The sequence below is a fragment of the Streptosporangium sp. NPDC003464 genome (assembly GCF_053588315.1).
This window is the reverse complement of record NZ_JBSFPS010000261.1, coordinates 1-13,952: the sequence shown is the minus strand read 5'-3', so window position 1 is coordinate 13,952 and position 13,952 is coordinate 1. Positions and strand designations below refer to the sequence as shown.

Below are 13,952 nucleotides of genomic sequence, written 5' to 3'. Positions count from 1 at the left end.
GAGCTGATGCCGGTGCACCAGTTCGTGCCCGAGCACGCGATGGTCGCCCGGGGGCTGACGAACTACTGGGGCTACAACACGATCGCCTACCTGGCCCCGCACAACGCCTACTCCAGCTCGGGGCAGCGTGGCGAGCAGGTGCTGGAGTTCAAGGCGATGGTGCGGGCGCTGCACGAGGCCGGGATCGAGGTCATCCTCGACGTGGTCTACAACCACACCGCCGAGGGCGACCACATGGGGCCCACGCTGGGCTTCCGGGGCATCGACAACACGGCCTACTACCGGCTGCACGACGGCGACCGGCGTTACTACCTCGACTACACCGGCTGCGGCAACTCCCTCAACGTCCGCTCCCCCCACGCGCTGCAGCTCATCATGGACTCGCTGCGCTACTGGGTCATGGAGATGCACGTGGACGGGTTCCGGTTCGACCTGGCCGCCGCCCTGGCCCGCGAGCTGCACGACGTCGACCGGCTGAGCGCGTTCTTCGACCTGATCCAGCAGGACCCGGTGATCTCCCAGGTGAAGCTGATCGCCGAGCCGTGGGACGTCGGCCCCGGCGGCTACCAGGTCGGCAACTTCCCGCCCCTGTGGACGGAGTGGAACGGCAAATACCGCGACAGCGTGCGCGACTTCTGGCGGGGGAACGGCTCCGCGCTGCCCGAGTTCGCCTCCCGGCTGACCGGGTCCGCCGACCTCTACGCCACCTCCGGCCGCCGCCCGGTGGCCTCCATCAACTTCGTCACCTGCCACGACGGCTTCACCCTGACCGACCTGGTCTCCTACGACCGCAAGCACAACGAGGCCAACGAGGAGAACAACCGCGACGGCACCGACGACAACCGGTCGTGGAACTGCGGCGCCGAGGGCCCGGTGGAGGATCCGGAGATCGTGCGCCTGCGCCACCGCCAGCGCCGCAACTACCTGGCCACCCTCTTCATCTCGCAGGGCGTGCCGATGGTGCTGGCCGGCGACGAGTTCGGCCGGACCCAGGGCGGCAACAACAACGCCTACTGCCAGGACAACGAGATCTCCTGGGTCGACTGGTCGCTGGTCGAGGGAGAGGAGGACCTGCTGGACTTCGTCAGGGGCCTGTCCGGGCTGCGCCGCGCGCACCCGGTCTTCCAGCGGCGCAGGTTCTTCCACGGCCGCAAGGCCGAGGACGGCACCCGCGACATCGTCTGGCTCACCCCGGCCGGTGAGGAGATGTCGGCCTCCGACTGGCACACCGGTTACGCCAAGTCCCTGACCGTCTTCCTCAACGGCGACGCCATCACCGAGCCGGGCCCGCGCGGCGAGCCGATCCTGGACGACTCGTTCCTGCTGCTGATCAACGGTCATCACGAGGACATGGACTTCACCGTCCCCGACGCCAAATACGGGACGGAGTGGCGGACCGTGCTGGACACCGCCGACGACAGGCCGGTGGACGGGCGGTCGGCCGAGAGGGTCTGGCCGCCGGAGGCCGTGGTGCCGGTGACGTCGCGCTCCATGCAGATCCTGCGCTGCCCCAGGACCTAGGTCCCGCCGGCCGCCGGTGATCGGGCGTGCCCCGCGGGCGGGCGCGCGGGCCGGCGGGTCAGAGCCCGGTGGCGATGGCGGCGGTGAGCAGCACCAGGACGAACGTGGTCACCCCGGCCACGCCGTGCAGCGCGACGGCGAGGACGGGCAGGCGCTGCTCGGCGCCGCGCGCGTGGCGGCCGCCGCCCAGCCAGCGGGTGAACATGGTGAACCCCAGCAGCGCCGAGGCCGCGAGCACCCCGAACGACAGCCACGCGAAGGCCCGCTCGGAGGTGAGCACGTAGACGATCCAGCAGGCCAGCGCGGAGACCGCCAGCCCCGGATGGGCGAAGACCAGCACGGTGGGGAAGCGGGTGACCTTCGTCGCCTGCTGGCGCAGACCCCCGCCGGACAGCCACAGATACAGCAGGTAGATCCCGACCATCGCGGTGATCAACCATGTCACGATCGCGACCAGCCCCACGGAACCTCCTGGATCTCCATGAGAATCATGTAACGGGAGTCAACCGAAGTCATCAGGCGCGTCGAATCCGTTATCGACCATGCCGGGGAACCCGGCGACCGGCGCTGTGCCAAGGTAGGAGGATGCGTCTCATCCATCCCATGACCTCCGGCGACGTCGACCTCGCCCAGGTTTACGCCTATCCGGACGGCCGGTGCGTCCGCGTCAACATGGTGGCCAGCGCCGACGGCGGGACCTGGCTGGAGGGGCTGTCCGGCGGGCTGTCGGGCAAGGGCGACCGGCGGGTCTTCGGGGTGCTGCGCGGGCTGGCCGACGTCATCGTGGCGGGGGCGGCGACCGTGCGGGCCGAGGGGTACGGCCCGGCCCGGCCGAGGGAGTCGTGGCGCCCGCTGCGCGAGGGCCGTCCGGCCGCCCCTCCGGTGGCCGTGGTGACTCGGCGCCTCGACCTGGATCTGACGGGCCCGCTGTTCACCGAGGCCGGGCCGGACTCCCGGACGATCGTCATCACCTGCGACGCCGCCCCCAGGGACCGGCGAGAGGAGGCCGCCCGGCACGCCGAGGTCATCGTGGCCGGTCATGACCGGGTGGACCTGGCGGCGGCGGTCGGGGAGCTCGGCGAGCGCGGCCTGGGGCGGGTGCTGTGCGAGGGCGGAGCGAAGATCAACGCCCAGCTCGCCGCGGCCGGCCTGGTCGACGAGCTCTGCCTCACGCTGAGCCCGATGCTGATCGGCGGGGACGCCTCCCGGGTCCTCGACGGCCCGGCCTCGCTCACCCGGCTCCACCTGGCCCACGTGCTGGAGGAGGACGGTTTCCTGTTCACCAGATATATTCGGAGCCCTGGTGAACCGGTGAGGTGAGTTCACCGCCGGGCACGACGACACATGTTCGGAGCCGTAGTGGACGAGCAGAACGAGTCCGACGTCGAGCACCGCGGCCGGGTCCCCGCCGCCGTCCGTCCGGCCGGGGCCGCGGGATGAGACTGCCGATAGCGCCACCGCTCGCGCCGATGCTGGCCAAGACCGTCAACGGCCTGCCGCCGCAGGACGGCACCCTGTTCTACGAGCCGAAGTGGGACGGCTTCCGGTGCGTGGTGTTCCGCGACGGGGACGAGGTCTATCTCGGCAGCCGCAACGAGCGGCCCTTCACCCGTTACTTCCCCGAGCTGGTCGAGGCGGTGAAGGCGGAGCTGCCCGACCGGGTGGTGGTCGACGGGGAGATCGTCGTCCGCGACGGCCAGCTGCTCGACTTCGAGGCCCTGCAGCAGCGCATCCACCCGGCCGCCTCCCGGGTGAAGCTGCTGGCCGAGCAGACCCCGGCGTCGTTCATCGCCTTCGACCTGCCGGCCCTGGGCGAGGAGTCCCTGCTGGAGGCCCCGTTCTCCGAACGCCGGGCGCGGCTGGAGTCGATCTTCGGCGGCGCGGGGCGGGCGATCCGGCTGACACCGGTCACCACGTCCGAGGAGCAGGCGGCCGAGTGGTTCGACACCTTCGAGGGCGCGGGACTCGACGGCATCGTGGTCAAGCCGGGCGGCCTGCCGTACCAACCGGACAAGCGGGTGATGTCGAAGGTCAAGCACGAGCGGACGGCCGACGTGGTGGTGGCCGGATACCGCTGGCACAAGTCGGGCCCGGTGGTCGGGTCCCTCCTCCTGGGACTGCACGACTCCGGCGGCACGCTCCGCCACGTCGGCGTCGCGGCGGCCTTCTCGATGAAGCGCCGGGCCGAGCTGGTCGAGGAGCTCGCCCCGTACGTCAGCCAGGACGGCCACCCCTGGAGCGCCGAGTCGCTGCCCGGCGCGGTCTCCAAGTGGAGCGCCACCAAGGACCTGTCGTTCGTGCCGCTGAGGTCGGAGCTGGTGCTGGAGGTCGCCTACGACCACATGGAGGGCAGCCGGTTCCGGCACGTCGCCCAGTTCCGCCGCTGGCGCCCCGACCGCACCCCCGAGTCGTGCACCTTCGAGCAGCTCGAACGGCCGCTCTCCTACGACCTGGACGACATCCTGGCCGGTTAGGGCGGCCTCCGCGTAGACACGGGCGCCATGAGGCGATATATCTCGACTATGGTGAGATCATCCTCCTCTGACGACGAACTGCGGGCCGCCGTCGCGGCCCGCCGCGACCTCGGCCCCGACTACGAAGACTCCCTGGTCGAGGGCTTCCTGGAGAAGATGGACCAGGAGATCGACCGGCGGGTGGACGACCGGATCGCCGCCCGCTCCCGCAAGGAGGCCCCGGCGGTCCGCCCGTCCGTGGACGCCGGCCAGCGGCTGGCGCTGTCCATCGTCTCCCTGGTGTTCGGCGCGTCGGCGACGACCGGCATCTCCGTCACCGCCCAGGAGATCCCGGTGGTCGTGATACTGATCCTCTGGCTCGGCATCGTGGGGGTGAACGTGGCCTTCGCCCTCGGCCGGCGCCGCTAGGACCCGCCGTTCACGGGTCCCGGCTTCCCGACGTAGTCAAGCAAGCGTACGCTTGGCTACGTTTCTGTACGGCCGACGCGGGAGTGAGCAGTGAACGAGTACCGCAACCTGATCGGCGGGCGCCTGGTGGCCGCGGCCGACGGCCGCACGCTGGATTCGGTCAACCCGGCCACCGGCGAGGTGTGGGCCCGCGTCCCGGCCGGCGGCAGGGCCGACGCCGAGGCCGCCGTGGCGGCGGCGCGCAAGGCGTTCCCGATGTGGTCGGGCATGCCCGCGCTCGGCCGGGCGCACTTCCTGCGCGAGGTGGCCGGGGTCTTCGCCCGGCACGCCGAGGAGCTGGCCAGGATCGAGACCACCGACAACGGCCGCATCCTGCGGGACACCCTGAAGAAGGACCTGCCCGGCATGACCCACCTGTGGCAGATCGCCGCCGGCCAGGTGCTCGACGCGGTCAAGGGCGAGACCGTGATCCTCGGCCCCGGCAGCATGGGGCTCACCCGGCGCGAGCCGTACGGCGTGGCGCTGTGCATCATCCCGTGGAACTCGCCCGTCTCGACCTTCTCCGCCAAGGCGGCCTACGCGCTGGCGGCGGGCAACACGGTGATCGTCAAGCCCGCCGAGCAGGCCTGCGCCTCCGTGCTGCGGCTGGGCGAGCTGCTGGCCGAGGTGCTCCCGCCCGGCGTGCTCAACATCGTCAGCGGCCTCGGCGAGGACGTCGGGGACCCGCTGGTCCGGCACCGCGGGGTCGACAAGATCAGCCTCACCGGCTCCACCCAGACCGGCCAGGCCATCACCCGGGCGTCGGCCGACCACCTGAAGCCGCTGACGTTCGAGCTCGGCGGCAAGTCCCCGAACATCGTCTTCCCCGACGCCGACCTGGACGCCGCCGCCCAGGGCGTGACGGTGAACTCGATCTACACCGGCAACGCCGGGCAGGTCTGCGTGGCCGGGTCCCGCATCCTGATCCACCGCTCGATCTGGGACGAGATGATCGAGCGGATCACCGCGATCGCGGCGCACGTAACGCTGGCCGACCCCCTCGACATGACCACCACGATGGGCCCGATCGTGTCCGAGGGGCAGTACGAACGGGTCACCTCCTACCTCGACATCGCCGAGAAGGAGGGGGCCGAGCTGGTGTTCGGCGGCCGGACCGGGGCCGACGTCGTCCCGTCCATGCCCGGCGGTTACTGGGTGGCCCCCACGCTGTTCACCACCTCCGACAACACGCTGCGCGTCTGCCAGGAGGAGATCTTCGGCCCGGTGGCCGTGGCGATCCCGTTCGACACCGACGAGGAGGCCCTGGCCGTCTCCAACGACTCCCCCTACGGGCTCGCGGCGGGCGTGTGGACCCGCGACCTCGGCCGCGCCCACCGGTTCGTCGCCGAGCTGCGGACCGGCACGGTCTGGGTGAACACCTTCCGCCAGATGCCGCCCGGCCTGCCGTTCGGCGGCGTCAAGGACTCCGGCTACGGCCACGACGCCGTGCTGGAGTACACCCGGGAGAAGGCGGCGATCATCCAGTCGTGACCCGCGCCGCCCGGCGGGCGGCGCGGCGGCTCCCCTTACGATGGACCGAATATCGTTCTAGAGTCGGCGCATGGGCATCGGACTCACCGAAGAACACCGGGCGCTGGCGGCCTCCGTCCACGGCTTCGCCGGGCGGAACATCACGGCGCGGGGCATGGACCACGAGCCCTTCCGCGCCGCCCTGGCCGCCCAGGGACTGCTCGGCCTCCACCTGCCCGAGGAGCACGGCGGGCAGGGAGGAGGTCTGCCGGAGCTGGCCGTCGCCCTGGAGGCGCTCGGCGAGCACTGCGCTCCCGGCTCCCACCTGCCCACGGTCCTGGCCTCGGCGATCATCGCCCGCGCCGTGACGGCACCCGCCCTCCTCCCGGACCCCTCCCCGGCCGGGGACGCCCCACCTCCCGCGGTCCCCTCGCCTGCCGGGGACGCCGCGCCCGCCCGGCCCGCGCCCCCGCCGGCGCACGGCCTGCTCGCCGCCCTGGCCAACGGCACCCTGACCGCAGCCGTGGCCCTGCCCGGCGGGGCACGGGCGGCGGCCGCGGCGGGCGGGGCCGTGACCGCGCTCGGCTCCCCCGACGCCGACCTGTACGTCCTGCCGCTCCCCGACGGCCGCTGGGCCGCCCTCGACCGGGCCGACTGCGGGACCGAGGGGGTCGACGGCATCGACCTGTCACGCCGGCTGGCGGCCGTGGAGGCGCGCGCCGTACCGGACGGCCGAGTGCTGGCCGGGGTGACCTCCGGCCTCGTGGCGGACCTGGCCGCCGTCCTGCTCGGCGCGGAGGCCTGCGGGGTGGCCGCCTGGGCGGTGGCCGCCGCCGCCGGCCACGCCAGGGTCCGCGAGCAGTTCGGCCGCCCGATCGGCCAGTTCCAGGGCGTCAAGCACAGGTGCGCCGCGATGCTCGTCACGCTCGAACACGCCCGTGCCGCCGTGTGGGACGCCGCCCGGGCCCTCGACGGGGACGCCCCCGGGGAGGAGGCGGCGCTGGCGGCCGGCACGGCCGGGGTGCTCGCCGCGGACGCCGCCGTACGGTGCACCGCCGACGCGATCCAGGTCCTGGGCGGCATCGGCTACACCTACGAGCACGACGCTCACCTCTACTACCGCCGGGCGCTGTCGCTGCGGGCGCTGAGCGGCGACCCCGGCGAGTGGGCCGAGCGCGTGGCCCGGCTGGCCGCCGGCGGGGTCCGCCGGTCGATGGAGCCCGACCTGCCCGAGGAGGCCGAGACCCTCCGCGCGGAGATCAGGGCCGCGGTGGCGTCGCTGGCCCGGGCGGAGCCGGCCGAGCGGCTGGCCCGCCTGGCCGGCGAGGGCTGGATCATGCCCCACCTTCCCAGGCCCTGGGGCCGCGCCGCCGCACCGCTGGAGCAGGTCGTCATCCACCAGGAGTTCCGGGAACTCGGCAGGCCCAACCTCGGCATCGCCGCCTGGGCCGTCCCCTCGATCGTCCGCCACGGCACCCCTGCGCAGCGGGAGCGTTTCCTGCCCAGGACCCTGACCGGCGAGATCATGTGGTGCCAGCTCTTCAGCGAGCCCGGCGCCGGCTCCGACCTCGCCGCGCTGTCCACCAAGGCCGTCCGGGTGGCGGGCGGCTGGTCCCTGAGCGGCCAGAAGATCTGGAACTCGCTGGCCCAGTGGGCCCAGTGGGCCATCTGCCTGGCCAGGACCGATCCCGACGCCCCCAAGCACGAGGGCATCACCTACTTCCTGGTCGACATGTCCTCTCCCGGCGTGACCGTCCGCCCGCTGAAGGAGATCAACGGCGAGGAGATCTTCAACGAGGTCTTCCTCGACGACGTCTTCGTCCCCGACGACCTGGTGGTCGGCCGGGCCGGCCAGGGCTGGCGGATCGCCCGCGACACCCTCTCCCACGAGCGCGTCGCCCTCGGCGACTCCTGGGGCCCCGGCTCCCGGCACACCGACATGGTCGAGCTGATCGGCGAGCTGGGCGGCCCCGACGCCCTGCGCCCGGCCGCCCTGGAGGAGGCCGGGCGCCTGTGGGCCTCCGGTCAGGCCCTGTCCGCCCTCGGCCTGCGCGTCACCCTGTCCCAGCTGTCCGGCGGCGACTCCGGGACCGCCGCGAGTGTCCGCAAGCTCCTCGGCATGCGCCACTCCCAGGCCGTCTCGGAGTTCTGCTGGTCCATCGCCCCCGCCTCGCCGTACTGGAACCGGATGATCCTCACCACGAGGGCCTTCACCATCGGCGGCGGCACGACCGAGATCCAGCTCAACATCATCGCCGAACGCGCCCTGGGCCTCCCCCGCGACCCCTGATCCCGCACGGCGTACGGCGGGGCCGGATCCCGTACGGCGGGGCCGGCCCGCCTAGCGGGAGTCGTCGCGGGCCTTGCTCGGCTGCACCCGCTTCGGCTCGCCGGGCATCTTCGGGTAGTTGGGCGGGTAGGGCATGTCCTCCCGGCCGTCGCGCTCGAACCATTCGAGCAGGGCGTCGATCGGGAAGGCCCGGTCGTCGATCGCGGCGTGCACGTCGCCCAGCTTGGCGAAGCGGCCCGGGACCGTCCGGATGTCGAAGTCGCGCGGGTCGGCGTCGGCCAGCTCCTCCCAGGTGAGCGGGGCCGAGACCGGGGCGTGCGGCCGGGCCCGCACCGAGTAGGCGGCGGCCACGGTCCGGTCGCGGGCGTTCTGGTTGTAGTCGATGAAGACCCGCTCCCCCCGCTCCTCCTTCCACCACGCGGTGGTGGCCAGGGCGGGCACGCGGCGCTCCACCTCGCGGGCGAAGGCGATCGCGGCGTGGCGCACCTGGATGAAGTCCCAGCGCGGCTCGATCCGCACGTTGATGTGGATGCCCCGGTTGCCGGAGGTCTTGGGGAAGCCGGTCATGCCGAGCTCGCGCAGGATCTCGTCGGCCGCGAAGGCCACCTTGCGGGCCTCCTCGAAGCCCGTGCCGGGCTGCGGGTCGATGTCGATGCGCAGCTCGTCGGGGTGCTCCACGTCGGCGGCGCGGACCGGCCAGGGGTGGAAGTCGATGGTCCCCAGATTCGCGCAGTAGGCGATGTGGGCGACCTCGGTGATCCGGAGCGTCTCGGCGGTGCGCCCGCTGGGGAAGCGGATCGTGACCGTCTCGAACCATTCGGGGAGCTTGGGAGGCACCCGCTTCTGGTAGATCCCCTCTGACTCGACCCCGCCGGGATGCCGTTTGAGGAAGGTGGGGCGGTCACGGAGGGCGCGCAGCGCCCCCTCGCCCACGCTGACGTAATATTCGACCAGCTCGCGCTTCGTCGCGCCGATCTCCGGGAAATAGACCTTGTCGGGGTTGGTGACCTTGACGACCCGGTCTCCGACCGCGAGTTCGATGTACGGCGACGCCATGGATCGAAGGTACTCCACAAAGGGCGGGCCCGTCCCGGAGCCGCCACGGCGGCGGGACCGGGCTCTCGACGGGACGGACCCTGTGACCACCCGTCTCGCTCTCCGGTTCCGGGCGCTGGCGCGCCACCCGGCCGGCGGCCTCGACCGCCCAAGTTGATCGGTGGACGGCCTGACGGGTGATCTCACCCTCAATCAGGAAGGCGAAAAACCCCCCACAGTGATAAAGACGCCAAACCAGACATAAATGGATGCTTCGCCCTAAAAGATTTTTTCGGGCATATCGGGTGGCGTGTCGGCCGGGGCGCCCGGCCCCGCCCGCCCCTCCGGGGGCGCCCGCGACCGCATAGGCTGGCGAGATGGACAAGGTGGTCAAGAGCGACGCCGAATGGCGCGTCCAGCTCTCTCCCGAGGAGTTTCACGTTCTCCGCCAGGCGGGCACCGAGCGCCCCTTCACCGGAGAATACGTCGACACCAAGACCGAAGGCGTCTACAGCTGCCGGGCCTGCGGCGCCGAGCTGTTCCGGTCGGACACCAAGTTCGACAGCCACTGCGGCTGGCCGAGCTTCTACGAGCCGTCCAAGTCGGAGGCGGTGACCCTGATCGAGGACCGCTCGCTCGGCATGGTCCGCGTCGAGGTCCGCTGCGCGGCCTGCGACTCCCACCTCGGCCACGTCTTCCACGGCGAGGGTTACGGGACTCCCACCGACGACCGCTACTGCATCAACTCCGTGTCCCTCCGACTGGAGCCCACCGGCTGACCGCCGGACCGCCGCCCGGACGGGAGGGCCGCCCGGGCGGCGGGCGGGTCCGGCCCCAGGTGGCGGGCGGGTCCGGGGGCGGGCGGGTCCGGGCCGCGCCCGGCGGCCGGATGAGGCCACACTCCCCTTTACGGGAGGTAAGGACGGGCCGCGGCGGGGTAGAGCGAAGTCACGCGGAGTACGCGAGCGCATCCGCAAAGTGATCTTCCTCGAGGAGTCGCCGTGCACATCCGGCACAAGTGGGTGATCATCGAGATCATCGGCCGGGTGATCACCCAGCGCTGCAAGATCTGCGGCAAGACCCGGGTCCGGGTGACCTGAGCGGCCGGGACGCCCCGCTATCCGCCGGGCCTGGGATGGGTGACGCGGCAGTCGGAGTCGCCGGGCCCGAGGATGTTGGCGAGCACCGGATTGCCGTTCTCCCCGAACTTCGCCTGGACGAAGACCACCGGGCTGGACACCCCGAGCTCCCCGACGAGATAGCTCACACCCGTCTCACACAGTTTGAGCGCCTCTTTGGAGTTGCCCGCCGACTCCGGAAGATCCGTATATATCCGCAGATAGCCGCCGACTATGCGGATGTCCTTGACCCGCTTGGCCGCCTTGTGGCTCTTGAAGTAGGCCAGCGCCTTCTTGTCGGTGTGCTTGGACAGCCCGGCCGCCTCCGACTCGTCGGCCGCCCGCTTCTCCGCGCCAGACTCGGCCGCCGCCACCGGTCCGCCGCCCGCCGCGGCGCCCTGCGGCGCCCCAGGGGCGACCGGGGCCGCCTGCCCGTAGGAGGGCGACTGCTGCTGCGGGGCCCGCAGCAGGGACCCGCCCAGCGCCAGCCCGGCGACCGCCAGCGCGGCCACCCCCACCGAGACCTCGGCTACCCGAGACCGGGCCCGCCGTCGGCGTCCCGCGCCCTCGCGCCGTGTGGACCGTGCCAGATCTTCGCCCCTTTTCACCCTTGGCCTCACATAGACAGGTGATTTTCCCTGAGTATGACAAATGGCGGGAGAATATCCGAGGTTTCGCCGGATCCGGCCGGACGACGCCCCTGAAAGACCACGTCCGCGCCCGGGGGCGACGGCGCTCCCGCCGCCCCGGGGACGCCCCCGCGCGGTGACGGGCCACAGTGAAAGACCGCGGTGGCAGACCGCGGTGACGGGCCACGGCGGCGGGGCCGCGGCCCGGCTACGGCAGCGCGGTGATCAGCTCGCCGACCGGCTTGCGGATCCCCGTGAAGAAGGGAGTCTCCTCCCGGGTGTGCCGCCGGGCCTCGGCGGCGCGCAGGGTGCGCATCAGGTCGACGATGCGGTGCAGGTCGTCGGCCTCGAAGGCGAGCATCCACTCGTAGTCGTTCAGGGAGAAGCACGCGACGGTGTTGGCCCGGACGTCCGGGTAGTCGCGGGCCATCTTGCCGTGCTCGGCGAGCATCCGGCGGCGGTCGGCGTCGTCCAGGAGGTACCACTCCAGGGAACGGACGAACGGGTAGACGCTGACGTAGCGGCGCGCCTCCTCCTCGGCCAGGAAGGCCGGGATGTGCGACTTGTTGAACTCGGCCGGGCGGTGCAGCGCCATCGCCGACCAGACCGGCTCGGTCAGCAGCCCGAGGTCGGTGCGGCGGAAGCGGGCGTAGGTCTCCTGCAGGTCCTCGGCGGTCGGAGCGTGCCACCAGAACATGAAGTCGGCGTCGGCGCGGAACCCGGTCACGTCGTAGAGGCCGCGGGTGACCACGTCCTTCTCCGCCATCTGGGCCAGCAGGTCCTCGACCTCCTCGGCCATGCCCTCACGGTTGCCCGGACAGCGTTCGGTCAGCTTGAAGACCGACCACATCGTGTAGCGGATCACCTGGTTCAGGTCGCGTGCCTTGGGCCGCGGGTTCCCGTCCGTCGTCCTCACCCTTTCGTCAGCTCCGCCGGCGTGTCAGCTCGTCAGCGAATCGGCTCTCTTCTGCCATTCTTCCGTGGGGTCCAGGTGGTCCAGAATCCGGGCCGCCGCAGTGCGGGCGGTGGAGACGCAGGCCGGGATGCCGATGCCGTCGTAGGCGGCGCCGCACAGCGCCAGCCCCGGCTGGGAGGCGACGGCGGCGCGGATGCGGGCGACCCGGTCGAGGTGGCCCACGTCGTACTGCGGCAGGGAGCCGCCCCAGCGGGTCACCCTGGAGTCGCGCGGCAGCCCGCGCACACCCATGACCTCGACCATCTCGGCCATCGCCAGGGCGACCAGCTCGGCGTCGTCGCGCTGGAGCACCGCCTCCTCGCCGAGGCGGCCGATCGAGCAGCGCAGCAGGATCAGGTTGGGGTCGGCCTCGGTCAGGTGCGGCCACTTGACCGAGCTGAACGTGGCCGCCTTGATCGGGCGCCCGTCGACGGGCGGGACCAGATAGCCGCTGCCGGCCGGCGGCTCCGGGAACGCCTCCCGGGGGTAGGCGAGGGTGACGATGGCCATGCTGGCGTAGTCGATCCGGGCCAGCTCGGCGGCGGCCTGGGGCACCTCGGCGGCGAGCAGGCGGCTCGCCGACGGCCCCGGGACCGCGACGATCACCGCGTCGGCCTCGATGACCTCGGGCTCGGGCACCGGCCCGGTCACCAGCCGCCAGCCGTGCTCGGCCCGGTGCATCTCCCGCACCATGACGCCGGTCCTGATCTCCGCGCCGGAGGCCGCGGCCACCGCCTCGGGCAGCGCGCCCATCCCCTGCCGCAGGGTGGTGAAGACGGGCCCGGCGTCCTTGGGCGCCTCGGCGACGATCTCCCGGGCGGCCGCGAGCAGCGACCGCTCCGAGCGGGCGGCGATGGCGATCCTGGGCATCGTCGCCTCCAGCGAGAGCCTGTCGGCCTGGCCCGCGTAGACGCCGCCGAGCAGCGGCTCGATCAGGCGCTCGACCACCTCCCCGCCCATCCGGGCGCGGATGTAGGCGGCCACCGACACGTCGGTGTCGATGAGCGTGGCCGGGAGGATCTGGTCCAGGGGCACCCGGGCGAGGCCGCCGGGGCTGAGGACGCCGGATCTGGCCAGCGACGTCAGGTCGGAGGGGACCCCCATGACGTTCCCCTTGGGCATGGGCCGCAGCGCGCCCCGGGTCAGGACGGCCGCCTGGGTGGCGCCGGGATGCCGTAACTCGTCGCCGAGGCCGACCATCCGGGCCAGCTCTCTGCCCTCGGGCCGCCGCGCGAGCATGGCCTCCGCCCCGGCGTCCACCGGGACCCCCGCGACCTCGGTGGCGAGGAGCTTGCCGCCGATCCGCCGGGCGCCGTCGAGCACGGTCACCCGGACACCTTCGCCGCCCTGCCGCAGGTACCACGCGGCGGCCAGCCCCGCGATCCCACCGCCGACGACCACCACATGGCACCGGTTGCCTTCCATGACTCCTGACCGTACCGCCCCCGGCAGCCGCCCCTGCTCCCGCCACCCCGTGATCGGCGGGTATGGAGAACGTGACTTCATCGTGATTGCCTGCGCCAAACCCCGCCGGCGCGGCGGCCGTCAAGGAAGGCATGAGCAGATTCCGGTACGGCATGCGCCCGGCGGTCGCGTTGGCGGGGGTGGCGCTGTCGCTGTCCGCCTGCGCGGGCGGACAGGCGACCAGCGGTTCCCCCCTCAGCGCCCCGGCCCCCGCCGCCGACATGAACACCGCGGCCAAGGAGGCGGAATCCGACGCGGGCGGGAGCGCGCGCGGCGCCGAGCCCCGCCAGGTTGACCAGAAACCCGGGCAGAACGGACAGGTGAAGCTGGTCCCGCAGGATCGGGCGATCATCTACACGGCGGAGATGACGGTCCGGGCCAAGGACATCACCGCGGCGGCCGACAGGGCCCGGCAGATCGTCACCACCGCCGGCGGCTATCTGTCCATGGAGAAGTCGGACGCCTACACCGGCGGCGAGGGCTCCGCGCAGCTGGTCTTCAAGGTCCCGCCCGGGGGCTATCCCGGCGTGCTGGAGCGCCTGGGCAAGG

The 13,952-nt window shown here is 72.4% G+C and carries 13 protein-coding genes; 8 read left to right on the top strand and 5 right to left on the bottom strand.

Annotation, left to right across the window (positions count from 1 at the left end; translation table 11 throughout):
- The coding region (gene glgX / locus ACWDS7_RS38885) for a glycogen debranching protein GlgX (RefSeq protein ID WP_451933333.1) at positions 1-1,521 on the top strand (1,521 nt) is incomplete at its 5' end.
- A gap of 58 nt (positions 1,522-1,579) precedes the next feature.
- Here glgX and ACWDS7_RS38880 read toward each other — a convergent pair.
- Positions 1,580-1,984, bottom strand: coding sequence for a hypothetical protein (locus tag ACWDS7_RS38880; protein WP_451933332.1), 405 nt, complete (start codon positions 1,982-1,984; stop codon positions 1,580-1,582).
- A 122-nt stretch (positions 1,985-2,106) separates the two neighbouring features.
- Between ACWDS7_RS38880 and ACWDS7_RS38875 the strand changes: the two genes are divergently transcribed.
- The 5 genes from ACWDS7_RS38875 (at position 2,107) to ACWDS7_RS38855 (ending at position 8,202) form a co-directional block, all read left to right on the top strand.
- Positions 2,107-2,841, top strand: a complete 735-nt coding sequence (locus ACWDS7_RS38875; RefSeq protein WP_451933331.1) for a pyrimidine reductase family protein — start codon at positions 2,107-2,109, stop codon at positions 2,839-2,841.
- 116 nt (positions 2,842-2,957) lie between these two features.
- A complete protein-coding gene (locus ACWDS7_RS38870) occupies positions 2,958-3,995 on the top strand; it encodes an ATP-dependent DNA ligase (protein ID WP_306867711.1) in 1,038 nt (345 codons plus the stop codon).
- A gap of 48 nt (positions 3,996-4,043) precedes the next feature.
- On the top strand, positions 4,044-4,403 hold the full coding sequence (locus ACWDS7_RS38865) for a hypothetical protein (RefSeq protein ID WP_306867710.1): 360 nt from the start codon (positions 4,044-4,046) through the stop codon (positions 4,401-4,403).
- A gap of 90 nt (positions 4,404-4,493) precedes the next feature.
- Positions 4,494-5,933: an aldehyde dehydrogenase family protein gene (locus tag ACWDS7_RS38860; protein ID WP_451933330.1), complete on the top strand. Its 1,440-nt coding sequence runs from the start codon at positions 4,494-4,496 to the stop codon at positions 5,931-5,933.
- A gap of 70 nt (positions 5,934-6,003) precedes the next feature.
- Positions 6,004-8,202, top strand: coding sequence for an acyl-CoA dehydrogenase (locus tag ACWDS7_RS38855; protein ID WP_451933329.1), 2,199 nt, complete (start codon positions 6,004-6,006; stop codon positions 8,200-8,202).
- Between the two features lie 51 nt (positions 8,203-8,253).
- Here the strand turns inward: ACWDS7_RS38855 and ligD are convergent, their stop codons facing one another.
- Positions 8,254-9,258, bottom strand: coding sequence for a non-homologous end-joining DNA ligase (gene ligD, locus ACWDS7_RS38850; RefSeq protein WP_306867703.1), 1,005 nt, complete (start codon positions 9,256-9,258; stop codon positions 8,254-8,256).
- A 356-nt stretch (positions 9,259-9,614) separates the two neighbouring features.
- On the opposite strand from ligD, the gene msrB reads away from it, so the two are divergent.
- Positions 9,615-10,016 (top strand): peptide-methionine (R)-S-oxide reductase MsrB, encoded by a 402-nt coding sequence (gene msrB / locus ACWDS7_RS38845; protein ID WP_451933328.1) that lies wholly within the window; start codon positions 9,615-9,617, stop codon positions 10,014-10,016.
- A 338-nt stretch (positions 10,017-10,354) separates the two neighbouring features.
- On the opposite strand, the gene ACWDS7_RS38840 is transcribed toward msrB, so the two are convergent.
- The 3 genes from ACWDS7_RS38840 to hemG all read right to left on the bottom strand — a co-directional run bounded on the left by ACWDS7_RS38840 (position 10,355) and on the right by hemG (position 13,364).
- Positions 10,355-10,867 (bottom strand): hypothetical protein, encoded by a 513-nt coding sequence (locus tag ACWDS7_RS38840; RefSeq protein ID WP_451933327.1) that lies wholly within the window; start codon positions 10,865-10,867, stop codon positions 10,355-10,357.
- Between the two features lie 325 nt (positions 10,868-11,192).
- Entirely contained in the window at positions 11,193-11,834 is a 642-nt protein-coding gene (gene hemQ, locus ACWDS7_RS38835; protein ID WP_306875617.1) for a hydrogen peroxide-dependent heme synthase, read from the bottom strand.
- Positions 11,835-11,924: 90 nt separating this feature from the next.
- Positions 11,925-13,364, bottom strand: coding sequence for a protoporphyrinogen oxidase (gene hemG / locus ACWDS7_RS38830; protein ID WP_451933326.1), 1,440 nt, complete (start codon positions 13,362-13,364; stop codon positions 11,925-11,927).
- A 131-nt stretch (positions 13,365-13,495) separates the two neighbouring features.
- Between hemG and ACWDS7_RS38825 the strand changes: the two genes are divergently transcribed.
- A partial coding sequence (locus ACWDS7_RS38825) for a DUF4349 domain-containing protein (RefSeq protein ID WP_451933325.1) occupies positions 13,496-13,952 on the top strand: 457 nt, incomplete at its 3' end.

Excerpts from the sequence above, each read along its gene's own strand:
- ACWDS7_RS38875 (WP_451933331.1), top strand. The coding sequence starts at position 2,107 with ATGCGTCTCATCCATCCCATGACCTCCGGCGACGTCGACCTCGCCCAG.
- ACWDS7_RS38870 (WP_306867711.1), top strand. The coding sequence starts at position 2,958 with ATGAGACTGCCGATAGCGCCACCGCTCGCGCCGATGCTGGCCAAGACC.
- ACWDS7_RS38865 (WP_306867710.1), top strand. The coding sequence starts at position 4,044 with ATGGTGAGATCATCCTCCTCTGACGACGAACTGCGGGCCGCCGTCGCG.
- ACWDS7_RS38855 (WP_451933329.1), top strand. The coding sequence starts at position 6,004 with ATGGGCATCGGACTCACCGAAGAACACCGGGCGCTGGCGGCCTCCGTC.
- ligD (WP_306867703.1), bottom strand. The coding sequence starts at position 9,258 with ATGGCGTCGCCGTACATCGAACTCGCGGTCGGAGACCGGGTCGTCAAG.
- msrB (WP_451933328.1), top strand. The coding sequence starts at position 9,615 with ATGGACAAGGTGGTCAAGAGCGACGCCGAATGGCGCGTCCAGCTCTCT.
- hemQ (WP_306875617.1), bottom strand. The coding sequence starts at position 11,834 with ATGTGGTCGGTCTTCAAGCTGACCGAACGCTGTCCGGGCAACCGTGAG.
- hemG (WP_451933326.1), bottom strand. The coding sequence starts at position 13,364 with ATGGAAGGCAACCGGTGCCATGTGGTGGTCGTCGGCGGTGGGATCGCG.